Origin of the sequence: Prevotella sp. P5-108 (assembly GCF_002251385.1) — a bacterium.
Lineage (GTDB): Bacteria > Bacteroidota > Bacteroidia > Bacteroidales > Bacteroidaceae > Prevotella.
In genome coordinates this window covers 22,707-46,935 of sequence record NZ_NPJJ01000002.1, presented here as the reverse complement: position 1 = coordinate 46,935, position 24,229 = coordinate 22,707, and the positions used below count along the sequence as shown (strand labels likewise).

General features: G+C 53.8%; 18 protein-coding genes. 10 read left to right on the top strand and 8 right to left on the bottom strand.

The genetic code is table 11. The features are described 5' to 3' along the window. Positions 1–96 precede the first annotated feature (96 nt). The 4 genes from rbsK (at position 97) to CIK95_RS00205 (ending at position 5,224) form a co-directional block, all read left to right on the top strand. Complete coding sequence (gene rbsK / locus CIK95_RS00220; RefSeq protein ID WP_094465941.1) at positions 97–1,014, top strand: ribokinase; 918 nt, start codon at positions 97–99, stop codon at positions 1,012–1,014. A gap of 44 nt (positions 1,015–1,058) precedes the next feature. Continuing rightward, positions 1,059–2,090, top strand: coding sequence for a GRP family sugar transporter (locus CIK95_RS00215; RefSeq protein WP_022310552.1), 1,032 nt, complete (start codon positions 1,059–1,061; stop codon positions 2,088–2,090). Between the two features lie 24 nt (positions 2,091–2,114). After that, positions 2,115–3,617 (top strand): ADP-ribosylglycohydrolase family protein, encoded by a 1,503-nt coding sequence (locus CIK95_RS00210; RefSeq protein ID WP_094465940.1) that lies wholly within the window; start codon positions 2,115–2,117, stop codon positions 3,615–3,617. A 143-nt stretch (positions 3,618–3,760) separates the two neighbouring features. Beyond that, positions 3,761–5,224, top strand: a complete 1,464-nt coding sequence (locus CIK95_RS00205; protein WP_371591337.1) for an ADP-ribosylglycohydrolase family protein — start codon at positions 3,761–3,763, stop codon at positions 5,222–5,224. Positions 5,225–5,584: 360 nt separating this feature from the next. On the opposite strand, the gene ettA is transcribed toward CIK95_RS00205, so the two are convergent. From ettA to CIK95_RS00180, 5 genes are all read right to left on the bottom strand, one after another. Then, positions 5,585–7,282 carry an energy-dependent translational throttle protein EttA gene (gene ettA, locus CIK95_RS00200; RefSeq protein WP_022310555.1) on the bottom strand — a complete coding sequence of 566 codons (1,698 nt, stop codon included), beginning with the start codon at positions 7,280–7,282 and terminating at the stop codon, positions 5,585–5,587. A gap of 32 nt (positions 7,283–7,314) precedes the next feature. After that, positions 7,315–8,397, bottom strand: a complete 1,083-nt coding sequence (locus CIK95_RS00195; protein WP_094465939.1) for a trypsin-like peptidase domain-containing protein — start codon at positions 8,395–8,397, stop codon at positions 7,315–7,317. 456 nt (positions 8,398–8,853) lie between these two features. Next, the gene (secDF, locus tag CIK95_RS00190) at positions 8,854–11,853 is read right to left on the bottom strand and encodes a protein translocase subunit SecDF (RefSeq protein ID WP_094465938.1); all 3,000 of its coding nucleotides are present in this window, start codon (positions 11,851–11,853) and stop codon (positions 8,854–8,856) included. A gap of 201 nt (positions 11,854–12,054) precedes the next feature. After that, a complete protein-coding gene (locus tag CIK95_RS00185) occupies positions 12,055–13,155 on the bottom strand; it encodes an endonuclease/exonuclease/phosphatase family protein (RefSeq protein WP_094465937.1) in 1,101 nt (366 codons plus the stop codon). A gap of 2 nt (positions 13,156–13,157) precedes the next feature. Continuing rightward, the gene (locus CIK95_RS00180; protein ID WP_094385366.1) at positions 13,158–14,072 is read right to left on the bottom strand and encodes a rhomboid family intramembrane serine protease; all 915 of its coding nucleotides are present in this window, start codon (positions 14,070–14,072) and stop codon (positions 13,158–13,160) included. Positions 14,073–14,300: 228 nt separating this feature from the next. Between CIK95_RS00180 and CIK95_RS00175 the strand changes: the two genes are divergently transcribed. The 4 genes from CIK95_RS00175 to CIK95_RS00155 all read left to right on the top strand — a co-directional run bounded on the left by CIK95_RS00175 (position 14,301) and on the right by CIK95_RS00155 (position 17,968). Beyond that, a complete protein-coding gene (locus tag CIK95_RS00175) occupies positions 14,301–14,573 on the top strand; it encodes an HU family DNA-binding protein (protein WP_022310559.1) in 273 nt (90 codons plus the stop codon). Between the two features lie 684 nt (positions 14,574–15,257). After that, positions 15,258–15,485: a hypothetical protein gene (locus CIK95_RS00170; RefSeq protein WP_094465936.1), complete on the top strand. Its 228-nt coding sequence runs from the start codon at positions 15,258–15,260 to the stop codon at positions 15,483–15,485. Positions 15,486–16,271: 786 nt separating this feature from the next. Next, the gene (locus tag CIK95_RS00160) at positions 16,272–16,499 is read left to right on the top strand and encodes a hypothetical protein (protein ID WP_094465934.1); all 228 of its coding nucleotides are present in this window, start codon (positions 16,272–16,274) and stop codon (positions 16,497–16,499) included. Between the two features lie 1,085 nt (positions 16,500–17,584). After that, entirely contained in the window at positions 17,585–17,968 is a 384-nt protein-coding gene (locus tag CIK95_RS00155) for a hypothetical protein (protein WP_144007658.1), read from the top strand. A 57-nt stretch (positions 17,969–18,025) separates the two neighbouring features. On the opposite strand, the gene CIK95_RS00150 is transcribed toward CIK95_RS00155, so the two are convergent. After that, on the bottom strand, positions 18,026–18,394 hold the full coding sequence (locus CIK95_RS00150; RefSeq protein WP_144007657.1) for a hypothetical protein: 369 nt from the start codon (positions 18,392–18,394) through the stop codon (positions 18,026–18,028). A 478-nt stretch (positions 18,395–18,872) separates the two neighbouring features. On the opposite strand from CIK95_RS00150, the gene CIK95_RS00140 reads away from it, so the two are divergent. After that, a complete protein-coding gene (locus CIK95_RS00140) occupies positions 18,873–19,376 on the top strand; it encodes a low molecular weight protein-tyrosine-phosphatase (protein ID WP_094465931.1) in 504 nt (167 codons plus the stop codon). Positions 19,377–19,397: 21 nt separating this feature from the next. Further along, on the top strand, positions 19,398–20,423 hold the full coding sequence (locus CIK95_RS00135) for a metallophosphoesterase family protein (protein ID WP_254046373.1): 1,026 nt from the start codon (positions 19,398–19,400) through the stop codon (positions 20,421–20,423). A 796-nt stretch (positions 20,424–21,219) separates the two neighbouring features. Here the strand turns inward: CIK95_RS00135 and CIK95_RS00125 are convergent. Next, positions 21,220–23,457 carry an outer membrane beta-barrel family protein gene (locus tag CIK95_RS00125; RefSeq protein ID WP_094465929.1) on the bottom strand — a complete coding sequence of 746 codons (2,238 nt, stop codon included), beginning with the start codon at positions 23,455–23,457 and terminating at the stop codon, positions 21,220–21,222. Next, complete coding sequence (locus CIK95_RS00120; protein WP_144007656.1) at positions 23,458–23,778, bottom strand: carboxypeptidase-like regulatory domain-containing protein; 321 nt, start codon at positions 23,776–23,778, stop codon at positions 23,458–23,460. Positions 23,779–24,229 lie beyond the last annotated feature (451 nt).

The window sequence follows — 24,229 nt, the reverse complement described above, 5'->3', positions numbered from 1 at the left end:
CTTGCGAAAAAATAGCCATAATTATTTTGCGCTTGGTTAATTTTTTTTTACTTTAGCACTGTCAATTTGCAAATTATAACCAGGTTTACCATGATAATGAAAGAAAACAAAAAAATTCTCGTCGTGGGCAGTGCCAACACGGACTTAGTGATTTCAGCCGACCACTTCCCACTACCTGGCGAGACTATGTTTGGCCATGGATTTATGACCAATCATGGCGGTAAAGGTGCCAACCAGGCTGTAGCCGCAGCCCGCTTGGGTGGAGACACCGCATTTATAGGTAAGGTGGGCGACGACCAGTTTGGCAACTCCACCATCGACATGCTGCGAGGCGAGGGCATCGACGTATCGGCACTCAAGGTGACTGCCGAGGCACCCTCGGGAGTGGCCATCATCACCACCATCGACTCAGGTGAAAACAACATTGTGCTCGACTCGGGCGCCAATGCCTGTCTGACCGCTGCTGATGTGCGCGAGGCCGAGGCGCTGTTTGCCGATGCCAGCATCGTGCTGATGCAGCTGGAGACCCCTGTCGAGGCGCTCGTCGAGGTTGCCGCGCTGGGCAAGAAGGCGGGAGCCTATGTGGTGCTCAATCCGGCTCCGGCTCCCAAGGAACCGCTGCCCGAGGCTCTGCTGAAGAATGTGGACCTGCTCATCCCCAACGAGACCGAAGCCTCTTACATCGCGGGCATCGAGGTCAAGGGCGAAGATGACATCCCCGCCGCTATGGACGAGATACAGAAGCTGGGCGTCAAGGACGTCATCATCACCGTGGGCAGCAAGGGCGTGTGTGCCCGTCTCGACGGCGAGCTCATCCGTGTGCCTGCCTTCAAGGTGAAGGCTGTCGACACCACCGCTGCCGGCGACACCTTCTGTGGTGCGCTCTGTGTGGCTCTGTCGCAGGGTAAGTCGCTGCCCGATGCCATCCTCTTCGGCAACAAGGCCGCATCCATCTCTGTGACCCGTCGTGGCGCCCAGATGTCTATGCCTCATCTCGACGAAGTGGAACTCTAATCAGTCAATCGCGCAATTATTAACAATCTAAATCTTATACAAATATGTTTATAGTAAGCAGTTATGCAGTAGCCCTGGTGCTCTGCGTCGTTACGATGCTCTGTTGGGGCTCGTGGGGTAACACCCAGAAACTTGCCGGCAAGACCTGGCGTTACGAACTCTTCTACTGGGACTATGTCATCGGTATTCTGCTCTTCTCTCTCCTTATCGGCTTCACTCTGGGTAGCTTTGGTGAGGGTGGCCGCAGCTTTGTCGACGACCTGAAGCAGGTATCTTCGGCCAGCGTGCTCTCTGCCGTTGCCGGTGGTATCATCTTCAACCTGTCCAATATCCTTCTCTCGGCTTCTACCTCGCTTGCCGGCCTGTCTATCGCCTTCCCCGTGGGTTGCGGTCTGGCTCTGGTGCTGGGTGTAGTCAACAACTACCTCTTCGTAGGTGGTGACCAGGGCGACCCCGTGCTCATCTTCTCGGGTGTGGCTCTCGTTATGGTAGCCCTGATACTCAACGGCGTAGCTGCTGCCAAGAAGGGCAACGGCGAAGCATCCAAGGAGACTGGCAATGCGGCTTCGACAGCCAAGAAGGGTGTGGTGCTCGCCATCATCGCCGGTGTGCTGATGTCTACCTTCTATGCACTCGTGGCCCGCGCTATGGACGTGACCAACTTTGAGAACCCCGCCGAGGGTCTGGCTACTCCCTATACCGCCTTCTTCCTCTTCGCAGTGGGTATCTTTGTGAGCAACTTCCTCTTCAACACCATCGTGATGAAGAAGCCTTTCGAGGGCGAGCCTGTAGGTTATGACACCTACTTCAAGGGCAAGCTGTCGACCCACATGGTAGGTGTGCTCGGCGGTTGCGTTTGGGGCCTGGGTACTGTGCTCAGCTATATCGCCAGTGGCAAGATAGGTGCCTCTATCTCTTACGCTCTCGGCCAGGGCGCTCCTATGATTGCCGCTCTCTGGGGCGTATTTATCTGGAAGGAGTTCAAGGGCAGCAAGAGCATCGTCAACATCCTGCTCTCTCTCATGTTCGTGCTCTTCATCGTGGGTCTGGGCATGATCGCCGTAGCCAAGTCATAAACTAAACACATTAATATATAACGCATGAAAACAATGAAAGTCTGCACCCTCGCATTTGCGTCGCTTCTCGCTGTCGCAGCCTCGGCAAAGACCGTAACCATGAGCCGTGCCACCCTGCAGGACAAAATCAAGGGTGGCTGGGCAGGACAGACCATAGGCTGCGCCTTTGGTGGTCCGACAGAGTTCAAGTACAACGGAAAGATAATCCCCGACGAGACCAAGATAGTATGGGACGACACCCGGGTGAAACACTACTACGACACGTTCCCCGGTCTGTATGACGACATCTACATGGACCTCACCTTCGTAGAGGTATTTGAGAAGAAAGGGCTGGACGCTCCCATCAGCGAGTTTGCCCACGCCTTCGCCAATGCCAAATACCCCTTGTGGCACGCCAACCAGAGTGCCCGCTACAATATCCTGCAGGGTATGGAGTCTCCCGCCTCGGGCCACTGGAAGAACAATCCTCATGCCGACGACATCGACTTCCAGATTGAGGCCGACTATGCCGGTCTGATGGCTCCCGGTATGCCCCAGGCAGCCGCACACTACAGCGACGCCATCGGCCACATGATGTGCTATGGTGACGGCTGGTACGGCGGTGTCTATGTAGCTACCATGTACTCGCTGGCGTTTCTCTCCAACGATGTCAACTACATCGTGACCGAAGCCCTCAAGTCTATCCCCGAGCAGTCTACCTTCTACCAGTGCCAGGCCGACGTCATCGCCGGTTTCAAGGCTGGCAAGGACTGGAAGACCCTCTGGCACGAGATGCAGAAGAAGTGGGGAACCACCGACCTCTGCCCCGACGGTGTCAAGGCCGCCTTCAACATCGACGCCAAGATCAACTGCGCCTATGTCATCATGGGTCTGCTCTATGGCGGCGGCGACTATACCAAGACTATGGAGGTATCGACACGCTGCGGACAGGACTCAGACTGCAACCCCTCGACCGCAGGCGGCATCCTGGGTACCATGCTGGGCTACAGCAACATCCCCGACTACTGGAAAAACTCGCTCAAGTCTGTAGAGGACATCCCCTTCATCTACACCGACATCTCACTGAACAAGGTGTATGAGCTGGGCATGAAGCACGCGCTCCAGGTGATAGCCAAGAACGGCGGCAAGGTGACAGCCAAAGCTGTGAAGATCAAGGCACAGCCCATCAAGACCGTACGCTTGGAGCAGTCGTTTGAGGGCATGGAGTTTGTACGCAAGATAGGACTCGGCAACAAGGGCATCGACAAGGTAGGCGCCATCAAGTTCAACGGCTGTGGCATCGTCATCCGCGGTCATCTGCGCACCAAGGACCCCAACTACGTGGGCGAGGTGGAGATAACCATCGACGGCAAGAAGATGCCTATCGTCAAGCTGCCTGGCAACAACCACGCACGCTCTAACGACCTCTACTGGAACTTTGACCTTGAGGACGGCGACCACGTGCTCACCATGAAGCGTCTCAACCCCGAAGACAACGTGGAGAGCAATGTATACAGCTATCTCACTTTCAAGAAGAAGGCTAAGTAGTTTTTATCTTAATATTTCCCAAAGACGGGGTGTGATGCTCTATCCTGATGAGAGGGGCGTTACATTCCGTCTTTTCATTTCAGACGACATCCTTAATAACACCAATTATGACAAACAAAATGAGAATAGCGCTCATCGCCCTAATGACGGCTGTGGCCGTGGGGGCAGGAGCCAAGACCGTGACGCTGAGCCGCTCGGCCCTGACAGACAAAATCAGGGGCGGATGGGCTGGCAAGACCATCGGCGTAGCCTATGGCGGACCCACTGAGTTCAAATATCCCGGCCGCATGATTCCCGACTCGGTGGCCATAGCCTGGAACGACACCCTGGTGCGCCACTACTTCGACACGTTCCCCGGACTGTATGACGACATCTACATGGACCTGACCTTTGTGGAGGTCTATGAACGGCTGGGGCTCAACGCGCCCACCTCGGCGTTTGCCCATGCCTTCGCCCATGCGGGCTATCCCCTCTGGGCTGCCAACCAGGGCGCACGCTACAATATCCTGCAGGGTATGGAGCCTCCGGCTACGGGCTACTGGAAGAACAATCCCCATGCCGATGACATAGACTTCCAGATCGAGGCCGACTATGCCGGACTGATGGCGCCGGGCATGCCCCAGGCTGCCGCCTACTACACCGACAGCATAGGGCACATCATGAGCTACGGCGACGGATGGTATGGCGGCGTGTATGTGGCAACGATGTTCTCGCTGGCATTCATCTCCAACGATGTAGACTACATCGTGACCGAGGCGCTCAAGGCCATCCCCGAGCAGTCGTACTACCACAAGTTCATGAGCGACGTGATAAAACTCTGCAGGACCAACGCCGACTGGCGCGACACATGGCGCGAGATAGAAAACACGTATGGCCGCCACAAGGCTTGCCCCGACAACTTCAGGGGTAAGGCCAGCATAGACGCCACCGTAAACAGCGCATACGTCATCATGGGTCTGCTCTACGGCAAGGGCGACTTCGGGCGCACTATCGACATATCTACCCGTTGCGGACAGGACTCTGACTGCAACCCATCGACCGCCGGCGGCATCCTGGGTACCATGCTGGGCTACAGCAATATCCCCGACAACTGGAAACGCTGCATAGACCTCGTCGAAGACCGTCCGTTCGAGTATACCGACATCTCGCTGCGCCGCGCCACCGAACTCTCGACCCGCCATGCGCTAAAGGTGATAGCCCTCAACGGGGGCAAAACAACCGCCAAGACGGTGAAGATAAAGACCCAAGGGGTGAAACCCGTGCGTCTGGAGCAATCGTTTGAGGGCATGCAGGCCGTGGGCAAGCGCGGACTGGGCAACAAGCCCATCGACCGTGTGGGCGCCATACGCTTCAACGGCAACGGCGTGGTGGTGCGTGGCGAACTCACTGCCGACGACCAGGACTATGTGGGTCTGGTCGAAGTGACGCTCGACGGCAAGGTGGTGAAGACCGTCAAGATGCCTGCCTCGAAGCACAGTCGTGCCAACGAAATCTACTGCAACTTTGACCTCGAGGACGGCGACCACACCATCACGCTGCGCCGCGTAAACCCGCAAGACAACGTGAAAAGCCGCGTCTACGGCATCGTGGTCTACAAGAAGAAATAGGCCGCCTGCGGCATCGGTCGCAATGCCCGATGCCGCAGGGCGGCTCTTGTGGCCCGCAGCCATAAACAGCAGCTGGTCAGTAGGCCGAAAAGAGCAACTGTGCAGAATGATAAATCGCCCGCCGATGGCGGACGATTTACAAACAGCGGACTATAAGGAGGCGCTGCCATTCTGCTCTTCTGGATAGACCACAAACAGCACTGGCAAACAAACAAAAGCTACGCCCTGAATGGGGAAAGGCAGTGACAGAGACTGCTCTCTTCCCATTCAGGGCGTAATCTATGGTGGACTATACGGCGAGGGGCGACGGGGATGGCGCGGCTCTCGCCGTAGGGGGCGCGACGGCGCAAGGAGGGAGGATTAGTCCTCCATCAGCTTGCGATAGCGGCCCTTCTTGATTTCCTCGTTGCCGAGACGGCGTGCCTTGTTGATCTCGTAATCGGAGTAGCTGCCCTCGAAGTAGAACACTTCGCCATTGCCCTCGAAAGCGAGGATGTGGGTACAGATACGGTCGAGGAACCAGCGGTCGTGGCTGATGACCACGGCGCAACCGGCGAAACTCTCGAGACCTTCCTCGAGGGCACGCAGGGTGTTGACATCGATGTCATTGGTAGGCTCGTCGAGGAGCAGCACGTTGCCCTCCTGCTTGAGCGCCATAGCGAGCTGCAGACGGTTGCGCTCACCGCCGGAGAGGGTTCCGCAGAGCTTGCTCTGGTCGGTTCCGGAGAAGTTGAAGCGCGAGATATAGGCACGGGCGTTGACATCACGGCCTCCCATACGGATGGTCTCGTTGCCCTGGGCTATAGTGTCGTATACGCTCTTGTTGGGGTCGATGTCCTTGTGCTGCTGGTCTACGTAGGCGAGCTTGACGGTCTCGCCCACCTCAAAGGTACCGCCGTCGACCTGCTCCAGTCCCATGATGAGACGGAAGAGGGTGGTCTTGCCGGCGCCGTTGGGGCCGATGACGCCCACGATGCCGTTAGGAGGCAGCATGAAGTTGAGGTCGGAGAAGAGCACCTTGTCGCCAAAGGCCTTGCTGACATGCTGTGCCTCGATGACCTTGTTGCCGAGGCGGGGTCCGTTGGGGATGAAGATTTCGAGTTTCTCCTCGCGCTCCTTCTGCTCTTCGCCCAGCATCTGCTCGTAGGCGTTGAGACGGGCCTTACCCTTGGCCTGACGCGCCTTGGGAGCCATGTGTGCCCATTCGAGCTCGCGCTCGAGAGCCTTGCGTCGCTTGGAGGCCTGCTTCTCTTCCTGCATCATACGCTTGGTCTTCTGGTCGAGCCATGAAGAGTAGTTGCCGTGCCATGGGATGCCCTCGCCACGGTCGAGCTCGAGTATCCACTCGCTCACGTCGTCGAGGAAGTAGCGGTCGTGGGTCACGGCGATGACGGTACCCTCATACTGCTGCAGATGCTGCTCGAGCCAGTCGATGCTCTCGGCGTCGAGGTGGTTGGTGGGCTCGTCGAGGAGCAGCACATCGGGCTTCTGAAGGAGCAGGCGGCAGAGAGCCACGCGGCGGCGCTCACCACCAGAGAGGTTGGTGACGGGCAGGTCGCCAGCCGGACAGCGCAGGGCAGCCATGGCGCGGTCGAGCTTGGAGTCCATATTCCACGCGTCGGTGGCGTCGATGATGTCCTGGACCTCGGCCTGACGCTGCATGAGCTTGTCCATCTTGTCGGCGTCGCTGTAGTACTCCTCTTCGCCAAACTTGCGGTTGATTTCTTCGTATTCGGCGAGCGCGTCATAGACCTGCTGCACGCCTTCCATCACGTTTTGCTTGACGGTCTTGGTCTCGTCGAGTGGTGGGTCCTGTGGCAGATAGCCCACGCTGTAGCCGGGGCTCCATACCACCTCGCCCTGTGTGGGCTGTTCCAGTCCGGCGATAATCTTCATCAGGGTAGATTTACCGGCGCCATTCAGACCGATGATACCTATCTTGGCACCATAGAAGAATGAAAGGTAAATGTCCTTGAGGATTTGCTTTCGGTTTTGTGGGATAATCTTGGATACTCCCACCATAGAGAAAATAATCTTCTTGTCGTCAACTGTTGCCATAGTTGTATTAAAAAACTTGTATTGGGTTATTGTTATTTCAGGAATGTGGCCACGCGCAGCACGGGGATGCCGAAGTTGAAGTTGTCGCTGCCATTGGTGCCGGCGAAATTGACGGCTACCACGCGGCCGTGGTCATCGACAACGGGCGAGCCGCTGGAGCCATGCATGGCGGGGATGCTGTACATCACGCGGTTGCCATCGGGCTGCTGGGTGACGGTGCCGCTGGTAAACTGGGCACTGATGCCGCTGGTGGTCTGGGCAAGGGTCACGCCATGGTTGTAACCTATCATGTAGAGGGGTTGGTTGATTTCGAGCTTGTCGCCCACCTTGATGTTGGTCTCGTCGATGGTGAAGATGTACTTGCCATCGGGGGTGACGCCGCGGTCGAGCTGGAGCAGAGCGAGGTCGGAGTTGGCGTCTTGGGAGACGCGCTTCAGGGTGCAGGGCGTCTTCATGAAGTCGTCCCACGAAGCCACGCTGCTGCCGTCATAGGCAATGCCGAACTGGGAGTGGAGCTTGACATCGAAGTTGTAGTTCAGGATGTTCTCCTGGAGCTGCTGCTTGATTTCCTGGGCCTGCCGATACTGCTCCTTGAGGCTCTCGAGCTCGGAGTTGATGGTAAAATACTCTTCCTGGCTCATGCTGGTGTAGCTGTTGCCGTCGTAGTCGGTGTAGACCTGGTCCTGGGCGTAGGCCTGGAGCGCCTGGTAACGCTGGTTCATCGAGTCTTGCAGCACCTCGATATACTGGGCATAGCCCATGATGATGGCGTTCATGTTCTTGCGCACGGTGGCCTTGTCGACCTCGGGCGCCACCACGTGGCGGTTGGTCAGGATGCTGCCCTTGTTGTCGATGAAGAACCCGGTGCCGTTGAGCACGCCGGCGTTCTGCCTTATCTCGCTGAGGTCGGCGGTGAGGTTGCTGAAATCGCCATCCTCGTCGAGGCCGGAGAAATAGAAATGGGTGTCGTTGAGCGTAATCTCGTAGTAGAACTTATTGCAGATGAGCACTACGCCCGACTTCTGCTCGCTGAAGATTTGCTGGGGCGTCTTCTTGCATCCCGTGACGAGGCACATCATGCCTATCAACGCAATCAGATAGTGGTAGTATTTCATATTGTCGTATGGTTGTTGTCGTATTTGGGCTTTATGGCTTGACCGTCGCTGTCGCCGTGGAGGTAATGATATCCATAGGAAACGGCTAAACCTATTCAAAATTAGTCAAAAAAAACGATGTAATGGCTATGAATGGTCTAAAAAATGCGTTTTTGCCGCAAAAATAATCTTTCGCCATACTTTTGGACCCACAGGGGCTGTCGCACCACCGATGTGACTGCACACGGAGGCAGCGCAGAGCGCCGCCAAGGACATGGGAGGGGGCTAAAGGCATCGGCAAAAGTCCCCTACTCCACCTTTATATATATACGCGTGCGTGCGCGATGGGATGGAGGGAGGTGGCTAAGCCCTGTCTGCGACCTGCGGGAGGCGGGCGGGGCTTGGCGGCGGACAAAGAAAAAGCCGCAACACCTGTTGGCAAGTGTTGCGGCTCGTATAGAGATTGGTGATTATGCTTTATTCAGGGTCTGCTTCAATGCGGCGGTCACGAATCTTGCGTCCCAGTGTGAGGTAAGCGATAGGTGATGCGATGAAGATAGACGACAGAGTTCCGAATACAACACCCAGAGTCATGGCGAAGGCGAAGGGCTGGATGCTCTTACCGCCGAGGAACAGGATACACAGCAACACAATCAGTGTAGAAACAGAGGTGTTGATGGTACGGGCCAGAGTCTGGTTGATAGAGTTGTTGAACAGTATCTGATAGTCCTGCTTGGGGTGCAGCTTCAGGTTCTCACGGATACGGTCGAATACTACCACCTTATCGTTGATAGAGTAACCGATAACCGTAAGCACAGCACCGATGAAGGTCTGGTCGACCTCGAGCGAGAAGGGCAGCATCCCCTTGAGCACAGAGAACAGGCCGATAACGGTGAGGGCGTCGAACGCCAGCGCAACGGTAGAACCTACAGAGAAGGCGAGGTTGCGGAAGCGGAGCAGGATGTAGAGGAAGATAGCGACAAGGGCAATACCCACGCTGATGAAAGCGCCATTGGTAACATCCTTGGCTACCGAAGGACCTACCTTAGAAGAACTGATGATAGAACCACCCTGACGGATGTCGGGGTTCTTGAAGTCCTTGACAGAAGTCTGGCTTACCAGACCGTTAGCCTTCAGAGTCTTGTAGAGCATGGTCTCAGCCTCGTCGTCCACGGTGGGGCTGTTAGACTCTATCTTATAGTTGGTAGAGATACGGATAGTCTTGTTGTCGGTACCCAGAGAGAGGGCGCTGTTGGTGCAGCCAGGGAAGGCCTGGTCGAGAATTTCGCGAACCTGCTCGGGCTCGATAGACTTCTCAAACTGTACCACGTAGTTGCGACCACCGGTGAAGTCGATGCTCTTGTCGAGACCGCGTACACCAAGGCTGGCACCAAAGATTACCACTGCTGCACCAGCGATGATGAAGGTGAGCTTGTACATAGACATGAACTTGAAGTTGGTGCCCTGCACGAGGTTCTTGGAGATGGGAGTCCAGAACTTGAGGCTTGTCCACTTGTCGTGGTTGAGCTGACGCTCGTAAACCAGACGTGTCAGGAAGACAGCGGTGAAGAACGAGCAGAAGATACCGATAATCCATGTGGTGGCGAAGCCCTGGATAGGACCTGTACCGAAGGCCAGCAGGATGACACCGGTAATCAATGAAGTCAAGTTAGAGTCGAAGATAGCGCTGAAGGCGTTGCTGTAACCTGCCTTGATGGCTTCCTTCATCATCTTGCCGGCGCGCAGCTCTTCCTTGATACGCTCATAGATGAGCACGTTGGCGTCGACGGCAGTACCCAGTGACAATACCATACCGGCGATACCGCTCATGGTGAGCGCAGCCTGGAACGAGGTAAGGATACCGAGGGTGAAGAATACGTTGATGACCAGCGCGCAGTTGGCAATCATACCGGGGATGAGGTTGTACATCATCACCATGTAGACAATCAGCAGCACGAAGGCGATTACGAATGAGATGATACCCTGCTGGATAGACTGGGCACCCAGTGTAGGACCTACCACCTCTTCCTGCACGATGCGGGCGGGAGCGGGCATACGACCAGACTTCAGTGTATTGGCCAAGTCCTTGGTCATCTCTACGGTGAAGTTACCTGAGATTGAAGACTGGCCACCGTCGATTTCAGAGTTTACGCGGGGAGCCGAATAGACGGCGTTGTCAAGCACGATGGCAATGGCCTTGCCTACGTTGGCCTTGGTGAGCGCTGCCCAACGGCGTGCGCCTTCGGGGTTCATCTTCATGCTCACCTCAGGAGCACCGGTCATGTGGTTGAACTCGTCGCTGGCGTCGGTTACTACGTCACCCTCGAGAGGAGCGCGACCACTGGTAGATGTCACCTTGATGGCGTGGAGCTCAAATACGTTCTTCACCTGCTCGCCGTACATGTCTGTAGGAGTAGCACTCCACAGCAGTTTCACGTCTGAGGGAAGTATCTGCTTGGCTGCAGCAGAGTAGATAATCTTGTCGATGGCTGCGGTATCGCGCACGCTGGCGAAACCAACAAGGCTCAGCTGGCCGTTGCCAGTAGTCTGAAGCATGGCGGTGAGGGGGTGCTGCTTCTTGAGAGCCTCAACCTGTGCCTCGTCGTTGAGCTTGGCAGGCTTCTTGGCGTCGTTGTCCTTGAGCTGGAACTTGGGTTTGTCGGCAGCAGCCTTGGCAGCAGCCTTGTCGGCAGCGGCCTTCTCTTCCTTCACAGCGGTGGTATCGGCGCCATTGTTGGCCAGGTGCTGGTCTATCTGGATGAGGTAGGGCACAATCTCGTCAGAGTTGTAAGTCTCCCAGAACTCCAGGTTGGCGCTACCCTGCAACAGCTTGCGCATACGCTCGGGCTCCTTCACACCAGGCATTTCCACCATGATGCGGCCAGCCTGACCTTCCAGCTTCTGGATGTTGGGCTGTACTACGCCGAACTTATCGATACGGTTGCGCACTACGTTGAATGAGTTGTCGATAGCCAACTGCACCTCGCTGCGCAGTACCTTCTCTACCTCTGAGTCGCTGCTCTGCGGACTTACTTTGCCCTGGAGCTGCTGTGTAGCGAAGATCTCGGCCAGATGATGACCGGGGGCGTTCTTGTGATAAGCCTTGATGAAGAGAGTGATGAAGTCTGACTGACTGGTCTCTTCCTCTGTCCGAGCTTCCTTCATTGACTTGGTGTAGGCTGCGTCTGTCTTGTGGTCAGCCAGGTTGTCTACCACGTCAGGTACTGAAATCTCGAGGATTACGTTCATACCTCCCTTCAAGTCAAGACCAAGGCCAATCTGAGTCTCGAGGCACTTCTGGTAAGAGTAGATGCCGAGGTACTTGACAGAGTCCTTGTAATCTTGCTGGGCAATTGGGTCGTCGAGCTTTGCTGCCTGTGCGTCATAGTAGCGTGTAGCTCCTGAGAATGACAGGTAGAAAATGCTGGCAAGTGTCAGCATGACGGCCGTAAAAATTACGATTCCTTTGTTTTGCATTTTTATTTGATTTTTAGATTGTAATCTTGTTCTTCTGGTCTCCACGGCGTTAGCCGATAGCCCCACTCATCCTTGCTGCACCTAAGCGCAGCCTATCACCTTGCAAAGATAGTTATTTTTTTTACATTATTAAAGAGAATAAACGACTTTTTATATAAAAAGGTGGGATAAAGGCTTGTTCCCGTTGACGCTGTTGGTTTTTCAGTGGTTTTCGGGGTTATTTCCGCCCTTTTTCTTCAGCCATCCCATGATGGGATAATGGTCGCTGGCCTTGATGCTGCGGTCTACGGTGCAACCGTATGGCTCCCAGTCGTCAGAGCAGAAGATGTTGTCTATCCTCACGTAAAATCCCGAGAGATGGTAGCTGATGCCAGGGCCGTTGCCCGACGCCACATAGCAGTCGGTGAGCTCCTTGTCTATCGTGTGGTGGGCATAGGAGAGCGGACTGTCGTTGAAGTCGCCCATGCAGATGATGCTCTGATAGGCGTGCTTGCGGATATAGCGCGCCACAGCCTGTGCCTGCGGAGCGCGCGTACGTGCCGACTCGCCCAGCTGGTCTATGAGCCGCTTGGATTCGGTCTTGACGGTGTGGCTTTCCAGATTGCCCTTGAGCATGTCCTTGAAGTTCTCGCGCTCTTCCAGCGTGAGCCCCGTCGTTTCCAGGTGGTTGCAGATAACCACCACGTCGTCGCCATCGACATCGAGCTCGAAGGCGCCCGAGAGATTGCCTGCCGAGGGATAGTCGATGATCTCCTTGTGGCGTATAGGGAAGCGGCTCAGTATGGCCAGCCCGCCCTTGTCCTTGCGCTGCAGGGTGTCGTGATAGGCATACTTGGTGTAGAGCAGCGAGTCTATCTGCGCCTGCACTTCAGCCGAGGCGTTGGCCTCTTGCAGGCACACGATGTCGGCATCGCTGTCGGCGATATACTGCACCACGATATTGGTGCCGTCCACATTCTTGTCGGTGCCGTAGCCCCACACGTTGTACGACATCACCTTGATGGCGCCCTCGGGTGCCGCGCTGGGGATGTTGAAGGGGCAGTAGGTGCGTATGGGCGTGAAGCCTATCACCATTCCCACAAAGGGGATGATGGCGTAGAGGGGCTTGAAGAACAGCCAGAATATGAGGAAAGCGAAATTGAGAAAGAGGAAGACGGGGAAGACCAGCGCTGCATTGGCAAGCCACGGCGACACCGCGGGGTTGATATACCCCGAATATCCCGTGGCCAGCATCGCTACAATGGTTGCCACATTGGCGCCGGCAATCATCTGCAGCATTATCTTGGTTATCGTCTTCGCCATATTTATTTGCCTAAGTCGAAGAGGCGGTGCTTCTCTTCGGCGGTGAGACTCTCATAGCCGCTCTTCCTGATTTTGTCAAGGATGCGGTCTATCTCGGCCTGGTTGGCTTTCTGCCGCGCGTTGTATTCCCAGTCGGTCTCTCGGCTCGCCTGGTTCTTGGGGCGACGCTGGTAGTGGCTCCTGTCGCGGCTCCACTTGCGGCGCATGTTGTCAAACATCTCATGACCGGTAAATCCGCGCGGGTTGACATAGGGGCGGCGACGCCAGTAGCGTATGAGGATATAGCCGAAGAGCATACCGCCGAGGTGGGCGAGATGCGCCACGCCGTCGTTAGACGAAGCGATGGATGAAATCAGCTCGATGGCAACGCAGATTACCACAAACCACTTGCTCTTGATGGGGAAAGGAATGGGGAAGATGAAAATGCGCTCGTTGGGGAACGTCATGCCAAAGGCGAGCATCACCGCATAGATGGCTCCCGAGGCGCCCACCGTGGTCAACAAGTTCAGATAGTCGCGGCTGTTGTAAGCCAAGGCCATCGTGTCGCTCAGCGAGAACTGGGGTATCTGGTCATAAGCCATCATATAGAAGCGCCCGAGCTGCGCCATTTCCTGCAGCAGACCAGCTCCGACGCCACAGAAAATGTAAAAAAACAAGAAACGTTTGGCTCCCCATCGGTATTCGACAGCTGAGCCGAACATCCATAGGGCGAACATATTAAAGAGGATGTGTTCCCAACCTCCGTGCATAAACATATAGGTAAAGAGCTGGTACACGTGGAAATTGCCTGCAAGGAAGAAGTGAAGGCCCAGCACATCGTTGAGATCAATGCCCCAACCCCTAAGCCCGAGCATAGCCAGGAAGGCTATGAGGTTGATGATTAACAAGTTCTTTGTAATCAGCGGAATATTGCGTATCATACTGTTTCGTTTTCTATTATATATAATTGTGAATATAGTGCTCTTTAGCGTCACAAAATTACGAAAAATATCTGTTATGGCTTCAAAAACGGGCCTTAAACGTGTTTTTTTATGGAAAAAGTTCACTTTTCTGCTTTTTTTGTTTGTTGATTGAAAACTTTACTCTATATTTGTCACGTAAAAACGATTATTTCTTATAATTTTTAACCATTTAATATCCACATTATGAACAAGACTGAATTGGTTGCAAAGATCGCAGAAGTTGCCGGTCTGAGCAAGGCAGATGCAAAGAAGGCTCTCGACGCTACTGTAGAGGCTGTTAAGGAAGCTCTCGTAGCAGGTGATAACGTACAGCTCGTTGGCTTTGGCACATACTCCGTTACCGAGCGTCCCGCTCGCGAAGGTGTCAACCCCAGAACAGGCGAGAAGCTCGCTATTGCTGCCAAGAAGGTGGTAAAATTCAAGGCTGGCGCAGAGCTTGCTAACGCTGTGAAGTAATAATATTGTAAAAGATTTTTATCATTAATGGTGGCTCCATCCGGAGTCGCCATTTTTTGTTTGGAGAGGGCGTTGCATTAGGTTATCCGTAGCCTGAGCAGCAGCGAATGGACAGTTGTAGGTCGTATATACCTCGACAAAGGATTAACGCCTACGGCTAAGCGCAACTCTTACAGAGTAGCTATATTAGTTGGTCGCTTACCCAGGGTAGCGAGCTTCGCCCGCAACCCTGGGCTGGGAAAACGCAACTCCTACAGAGTTGCCAGGGGTGCGTACCGTCCACGATGGGATAGCCATACATGGTTGTAGGGGCACACATCATCGACAGCGGACTAATAATGCATAACTTTTGGGGAGCACTTCATCCACGATGGGATAAACATACATGGCGGTAAAGGCGCACATCATCGCCAACGGACTAAACATGCATAGCCATGGGAGGCGCATCATCAACGATGAATTATGGCCCACAAGCAGCAGCAACTCTGAAGGAGTTGCGATTACACAGCCCAGGGTTGAGGGGCGAAGCGCCTCTACCCTGGGTATGAACCACACCCTACTTAGCTACTCTGTAAGAGTTGCGATTAGCCGAAGGCGTTACCACGGCAGGAAACAAGACTTCAATTGCGGGGTTAATCCATTATTAGCTTCCTCAATTAATGGTTGATATAAACCCAAAAAGCCATGACGACTGTTGTCGGCTTCGCCTTTTGGGGGTTGGCGGTGACGCCAGTCGGAAAACAAGTTTTCCTCCGTGTCGTCGCCGTCACCCCCAACGCCATGCACGGCATGACGACAACAGCCACCACGGTTCAAAAAGCGGCCGTCTGCCGTAAAAAAAAGCCGCCGGTGGCGGTAAAAAAACAGCAGTTTGTGTATTTCACCTATATGACGTCTGCCGTTAGAAAATAAGGTAATCCTTTTTTGTACCGGCGTAGCCGGACTTTTTTTACCACCAACGGCGGGCTTATTGTATTTGCGGCTATTCAGCCTGCCATCAGGCAGGCGCAGATGGAGGTGTCGGGAAATATCCGAGAGCATGCTCTCGAGATATTTACCGACACACACGGACGCATAGGGCATAGCCCGGAAAAGCCACAAATCTTTTTGTGTATTCTTGCGATAGTATATTCAAGGAATATTGACATATACATTACAAGTAACGCCTACGGCTAAGCGCAACTCCGACAGAGTTGCCTGGTTAGTGTGTCGCTTACCCAGGGTAGCGAGCTTCGCCCGCAACCCTGGGCTGGGAAAACGCAACTCCTACAGAGTTGCCAGGGGTGCGTACCGTCCACGATGGGATAGCCATACATGGTTGTAGGGGCGCACTTCATCGACAGCGGACTAATTATGCATAACTTTTGGGGAGCACTTCATCCACGATGGGATAAACATACATGGCGGTAAAGGCGCACATCATCGCCAACGGACTAAACATGCATAGCCATGGGAGGCGCATCATCAACGATGAATTATGGCCCACAAGCAGCAGCAACTCTGAAGGAGTTGCGATTACATAGCCCAGGGTTGAGGGGCGAAGCACCTCTACCCTGGGTAAGAAAACCACCCTACTTGCTACTCTGTAAGAGTTGCGATTAGCCGAAGGCGTTACCACGGCAGGAAACAAGGTTTCAATTGCGGGGTTAATCAATTAATAACTGCCTCAATTAGAGGTTGATATAAACACAAAAATCCATGGCGACTGTTGTCGGCTTCGCCTTTTGGGGGTTGGCGGTGACGCCAGTCGGAAAACAAGTTTTCCTCCTTCTCGTCGCCGTCACCCCCAACGCCATGCACGGCATGACGACAACAGCCACCATGGTTCAAAAAGCGGCTGGCGGCCGTAAAAAAAGGCCGCCGTTGGCGGTAAAAAAACAGCAGCTTGTGTATTCCATCTATATGACGACTGCCGTTAGAAAATAAGGTAATCCTTTTTTGTACCGGCGTAGCCGGACTTTTTTTTACCGCCAACGGCGGACTTTTTGTATTTGCGGCTTTTCAGCCTGCCATCAGGCAGGCGCGGATGGGGGTGGCGGGGAATATCCGAGAGCATGCTCTCGAGATATTTACCGACACACACGGACGCATAGGGCATAGCCCGGAAAAGCCACAAATCTTTTTGTGTATTCTTGCGATAGTATATTCAAGGAATATTGACATATACATTACAAGTAACGCCTACGGCTAAGCGCAACTCCGTCAGAGTTGCAAGATTAGTAGGTCGCTTACCCAGGGTAGCGAGCTTCGCCCGCAACCCTGGGCTGGGAAAACGCAACTCCTTCAGAGTTGCCAGGGGTGCGCACCGTCCACGATGGGATAACCATACATGGTTGTAGGGGCGCACATCATCGACAACAAACCAATTATGTATAACCCTTGGGGGCGCATCATCAACGATGGTATAGGCATACATGGTTGTAGGGGCGCACATCATCGACAACAAACCAATTATGTATAACCCTTGGGGGCGCATCATCAACGATGAATTATGGCCCGCAAGCAGCAGCAACTCTGGAGGAATTGCCAGGGGTGCGCACCGTCCACGATGGGATAGCCATACATGGTTGTAGGGGCGCACATCATCGACAACAAACCAATTATGTATAACCCTTGGGGGCGCATCATCAACGATGAATTATGGCCCACAAGCAGCAGCAACTCTGAAGGAGTTGCGATTACACAGCCCAGGGTTGAGGGGCGAAGCACCTCTACCCTGGGTATGAACACCACCCTACTTAGCTACTCTGTAAGAGTTGCGCTTAGCCGAAGGCGTTATACTCAATCTGTCATTATTGTCCTACACCGTTTTAGCCATACCCTCCAACGCCATGCACGGCATGACGACAACAGCCACTAATCTTTTTGTAGATTTTTATCATTGTGCATCCACCGCAGGAAAGTATTGTCAACGAAGGGGGAATCAACTATAACTATGTAATTCAGCATGTTCCGCCATGTCGTGACCAACCCTACTGGTTCGTGTCATTTGATACGAGGGCTCGTAACTTATGATACGTGGCCGCGTGACTTATGATACGAGCCCACGTATCAATAGGCACGAGCCAGCCACCACAATCACCACTACATTATTTGTAATGGCGGGACTGGCGGCTGCAACGACGGGATATGCCGCCGTCTGCCCAACGCTGGCGCATGTGCCTGCGGAGGTTGTGGGGATATGGAAAAAACTTGGGGAGCGGGTTAACTTGATGGCGAAGCACAATTCGAGGATGGCAAAGCATGAACCGAATGTGGCAAAGAACGACACGAGAAAAGCAAAGCACAAACCGAGGATTATGACGCCCAATGTGAGGATAATAAAAACACGAACCGTGAGGGGGTCTTCATCCAGATTCCTCGGGTTCGTGCTCTTGCTTCAAAAAAATTACTAAGTTATTGTATTAATGTGTATGATTTTTGTTGAGAATGTGTAAAGAATATCTATCTGCTTATGCGTATTTCGAATAAATCATATTAAAAACCTTGTTATCATCTGCAGTGATGGGGTCTGTGTGACCTACATAGTTGATGGTTTGGTCTTCGACCTCGCAACAGGCATTGCCAGCGAAGCGGTATACGATATTGCCGTTCTCCTCATAGAAGTTGGGGAAGTAAGCGGCGTTCATCATATCCATGGTGGGATTGAGGCACATACCAAAATCAATGCGGTCGTCGTAGATTACGATGTTGGCAGTTGGATTCTCCGACAGCATGATGCCATTCTCGATGGCCTCAGAAAGGTACATGCACGCCTTACGTGTAATCTTCTTAATCGACGAGTCGACTGTAATGTCCAGATTATCAAATTTAGAATACATTTCCTTAAAGTGGGTTCCTACCCTGTTTTGCTTGATTTTTATCTTTATGTCTGATACTTTTCTTGCTGGGCTTTCGACCTCAGCGATTGCAAAATTACAGACTGTCGCGCCCACTGCCAAGACTTTTTCACGCGCGCCTATCTCGTTTTTTCTCTTGGCGCCCACAAAGGCTGGAAATATAATAAAAATGCGTACGAATATCATTTTTTTCATATTCTATTTAGTTGCTTTCCTCATGATCAGCAAAGAGACCTCCCGCCAACGACGCCACAACAGCTCCGCTGAACTCATTGATACTATGCGTATTACAACTCGACCTTATCAAACAACATCTAACACGGCGCAAGAGCGCAGCGACGATGCGCCAACTTAGCAACAAGGGCTGCAACAGCGGCTGCCATGCGATTTATGACCACCCTATGGCAATAAAACCACACTGCTGGCGTTATATCTATATACATTATTATATATATAGACTATGACACCAGCATCTGTTGACGCCCCCAAGCCCAAGAGGCTTCTCTTCGTATGTCTCGGCAACATCTGCCGTTCGCCCGCCGCCCATGCCGTAATGGAAGCGATGGTAGCCGAAGCCGGTCTGAACGACCAGATTGAGGTCGACTCGTGTGGCGTCGGCGACTGGCATGTGGGCCAGCTGCCCGACAGCCGTATGCGCCGCCACGGAGCCCGCCGCGGCTACCGTGTAGACCATCATGCCCGCCAGTTCTCGGCAGCCGACTTCGACCGCTTCGACTATATCATCGTGATGGACGAGGGCAACTACCGCGCCATCAGCGCCAAGGCGCGCACCCAGGCCCAGGCCGACCGCATCCTACGCATGAGCGACTACCTCGACGCCGACTGCGGCTACGACTCCGTGCCCGACCCCTACTATGGCGGCGACCGCGACTTCGAACTGGCACTCGACCTCATCGAGCAGGGCTGCCGCCGTCTGCTCAACCAACTCCAACGACAACTGTAACCCCCAAAACCATACCCGATCATGCTAAAACGTATCATGCAGCTTACTGCCGCCGCGCTCCTTACCCTCGCCGCCGGCACCGATGCCACCGCCCAGACCCTGAAGTTTGACGCCCGTGGCGAGTTCAAGATAGTCCAGTTTACCGACCTCCACTACCAGAGCCGCAACCCACGCTCTGCCACCGCCTTGGAGTGCATCGACGCCGTGGTCGGCGCCGAGCGTCCCGACCTGGTGGTCTTCACCGGCGACAACATCTACGCGCGTCCTGCCGACACCGCCATGACGCACATCGTAGACCGCATCGAGCGCCACGGCGTGCCATACGTCATCCTCTTCGGCAACCACGACCACGAGCAGGGCATGACCCGCGCCCAGCTCTACGACATCATCCGGCACGGACGCCACTGTCTACAGCCCGACCGTGGCAGCGTAGAGTCGCCCGACTATGTGCTCGAGATTGCCGGCAGCAAGAGCTCCGCCCCCGCTGCCCTACTCTACTGCCTCGACTCCCACAGCTACCCCGCCACCAAGCGCCTCGGCACCTACGCCTGGCTCACGCTCGACCAGGTGCAGTGGTATCGCGAGCGCAGCCGTGCCTACACCGCAGCCAACGGCGGGCGCCCGCTCCCAGCCCTCTCCTTCTTCCACATCCCTCTGCCCGAGTTTGCCCAAGCCGCCACCACCGAGGCCAACGTGCTGATAGGCACCCGTATGGAGAAATCGTGCCCCCCGCTGCTCAATAGCGGCATGTTCTGCGCCATGCGCGAGGGAGGCGACGTGATGGGCATCTTCTGCGGTCACGACCACGACAACGACTACACTACCCTCTACCACGACATTCTGTTGGGCTACGGCCGCTTCTCGGGCGGCAACACCGAGTACAACCATCTGCCCGTGGGCGCACGCGTCATCGTGCTCCACGAGGGCCAGCGCCGCTTTGACACCTGGATACGCACCCTCAAGGGCGACCGCCAGAACGTCACCGTCTATCCCGACAGCTATGTCAAGGACGACTGGCGCAAGCGCCCCGTGAAAGAGAAGCGATAGGAAGTATTTTTCTAAGCCAAAAATAAGTTACTGAATTATTCTGTATTAAGCTTCTATTTTTTATCAACGTAATCATGTATGTAAAAACGTAACAGATTGCTGGTAAGATAAAGAAGATGTGGATTCTATATAAGGAGCAAGGATGAATATGACTGAGAATAAAATTGTTGCAAATAATAGTTCGTCCATCGTCCTATATACGACTGATGATGGCAATACCCAACTTGAAGTAAAGTTGGAAAAGGATACCGTGTGGCTTACACAAAACTAAATGGCTGAATTATTCGGAAGAGATCGTACTGTAATAATGCGCCATATAAGAAACATTTTCAAGGAATGTGAATTGGATGAAAATATCACATGTGCAAAATTTGCACATATGGGTGCTGACCAAGATCAAACCTATAGATACCTATTTTATCTTTTATAAACGACATTATCGACATAAAATTATCGTCTATAAAAGACAAAACACACAAAAAGAATTTTACTGGGAGAGTAATCATAGCTATTAGTCTATACTTCAACTTGACGAAGCACACTCCTTCAACTGGATGGTAAAACAGGAAACGTGATTTTGCCATCAGAAAAGGAATGTCATAAATAGCAGCAATCTCCAGAACATATACATACGCTCTAATTACGACCTGATAATCATCATTTACTATCAGCTGAATCCATATTGAGCAAATCCTAATCGGGTTGGATACCAAGAGAGGAATCCAACCCGATTAGGATTTACTTTTATGCGGTATGTGACCCAGATAATAATTAACACAAAGATTCCAATATCCCTTCAGCGGTCTCCCGCCTTGAGGTCATCGTTGTGTATACCGTGGCTTGCGCGCTTGGTAGCCGACTGGCGGAGCGTGCCGAAGCGGTACATAACTGTCAGACCGAAATACTGGCGCTTCACCTGGTTATCCCTTTGCATATAGAAGTTGGTGCCGTAGGTGGTGGTGCTACGTGTCATCCAACTGCGGGCAAACTCGGTTGCCATGAGCGACAAGGTGAGCCTCTTGTCTTTGAGGAAAGAGCGGGTAAGTCCGATGTTATAGGTCAACATTGAATTGTTGTTGCCCTGCAACATCACACTGCGGCTGCTGTATGCCACTCTGCCCATGAGTCTCAGGTCACCAGGCAGTCTCACCAAGGTGCTGCCGCTGAGCGAGGTCTGCCATCCGTGGTTGCGCAGTTGGCGCGCGGGATCAGAGAGGTCCAGATAAGACAGGTTGGAATTGATGGTCCAGCTGATGCGGCTGTTCATATTCCATCTAAGATACACATCGAGAGCCGTGCGCTGGGTGCGGCCTATATTCATATAGGTGCTGTAGAGCGCGCCCGGGGCTGCATAGTGCTTGCCTTCGTCAAAGTATTCGCCCCCGTCGCCTATGATACGGCTCACCTGCTCGATGCCGTTGTCGAGACGACGGTATCCGAGCGACATGTTGAGGTTCAGCCGGCGGGTGAAGTTGCCATAGGTGATGCCGAAGTTGTGGCTGCGCTCGGCATCGAGCTTTCCGTTGCCCTGGGTGATGCGCTGCGGGTTGAGGTCATTGAAGTAGGGGTTCAGATAATAGATGCTGGGGCGCGACAGGCGCATGCCATATTCGAGGCGCAGCGACTGGTGGGGTCCTACCTTGAAGTTGACCTTCATCGAGGGCACCAGATAGGCATAGTGTCCGCTATAATCGGCGTCGGCACCCATAGCTCCCGAGAGGTAGCGTATGTCCTGGTAGGTGTATTCGTAGCGCAGACCGGGCATGAGGGAGACAGCCGCGCTGTGGTAAGTATAACTGAGATAGGCAGCCAGAATGTCGTTGCGGTTCTTGTAGTGGTTGCTGCGCTGGTCGTTGTAGACAAAGTCGCCGACGACAATGCGGGCATCGTAGATGTCATTGGTGCTCTCGTTGTTGCGCACGATGTATTTGAGTCCGGTCTCTATGGTGTTGTGTTTGTCTATGGGCGTGGTATAGTCGGCCTGGAGGGTGTGCTCTACGCTCTTGTTGTCGGCGTCGGTGCGGTTGGCATAGAGCTGTAGTTCCTCTATTATGTCAGAAGGCGTATTGTAGACTATCTCATCGTACTGGGTGTTGTTCTTAATCCACTGTGGATTGGTGCTTATCTGGTATGACAGCGTGGTAAGTCGCTGCTTGTTGTATCGCCCTGTACGCTGATAGTCTATGCCCGCCGTTCCATTGAGAAACGACTCCTTCGCCAAGCTGCTGCGCAGATATGAGTAGGCGAGCTGCGAGCGGTCGCGGTTCCACATCTCGGTGCTGCCCCATACGGGCAGCCGCTGCTGGCTTCCCATCCCCGACAGCGAGAGGGTGAGCAGTTGGAGAGTATCTATCTCGTAACTGGCATTGATGTTGGCAAACTCCGTGCTGCCTCTGCTCTTGTGCCTGCTGGCGGTCTGCTGGTAAGCGCGGGAGTCCGAGGCGTAGTTGTAGGTATGGCTGGTGTTGCTTCCGGTGGGTGTGAGTATGCGGTTATAGTTCATATATCCGTCTATCGAGAAACGGCCTATCTTGGTAGTGGTCGAGAGTCCGGTGACGAAGCCCATGTTGTTGACTGCCCCGTTGAGGTTGGTAAGGTGGCCTTCGTAGCGGCGCTGCATGACGATGTTGATGATGCCGCCTATGCCCTCGGCATCGTATTTGGCTCCCGGCGAGGTGATGACCTCTATGCTCTTGATAAGTTCGGTGGGCAGCGAGCGCAGGATTTCCTTGGGATGGCGCGTCACGGCGGTGCGGCGCCCGTTTTGCAGGATGAGGAAGTTGGTGGTGCCATTCATCTTGATGTTTCCCATGCCGTCGACATCGAGCAGAGGCACCTTGTTGAGTATCTCCGAGGTCATCATGTATTTGGCGTCAGGGTCGGAAGCCACATCGTATGTCAGCTTGTCCACATCCATGGTCACGAGGGGTTTCTGGGCGAGCACCTGTACCTCGTCGAGCAGCCGGGCGTCGTCTGCGAGCAGAATATCGCCCAGGTCGATAAGCGTGTCGGCAGGCGTCATGGTCAGTTTCACCTATGCCGCCTTCTTGCCCAGTACCGAGGCGGTGAGGATGTATCGGGCGTCGGTGGCAGGGAGCGTCAGCGAGAAGACTCCGCCCGTGTCGGTCACGCCTTTCTTGAACGCCACTTTAGGCTGCGACTGCTTTGCCACGATGATGGTGGCTGCCAGCTCGGGCTCGTGGGTAGCCTTGTCGCGTATGGTTCCGGTCACCTGGCACGTGGGCGACTTGGTGTCCTGCGCCATTGTCTGCATCGTAGCCAGCATGGTCACCATTAGGGTGAGCGCCATACAGCGTAGTGCATAGACTGTGTTTCTGAGTGTTAGACTTACCATAGTAGTATCCTTCCTTATATTAGGTGCTGTAAATGTATCTAAAAAATCAATACCCTCCACTTCCTGTTTGTAACATTTAACAGAAACAGGGTGTATATCATGTGTTTTTGAGTTATTTAACGTGCGTATAGCCATAATCTATGTTTCTTTTGACCTCTTATTTATCACTTCGTGTTTTTCTTGGCATTGTCTTCGACTTGCACTATCTTTCCATAAGATAGGCGGCGCCTCAACAATGCCAATTGAAAAAAACTTCGTGTTTTTCTTGGCATTGTCTTCGACTTGCACTATCTTTGCATAAGATAGGCGGCACCTCGGCCATTAAGCGAGCTTATGGCACTCGGGTTTGCACTATCTTTGCAAAAGATAGGCTACGGGCAGGAAGCATAAATCAAAAAACAAGTTTGTTGCTTTGCCCTCCGCCTCGTGTCTCTACCGATACCTGTACCAG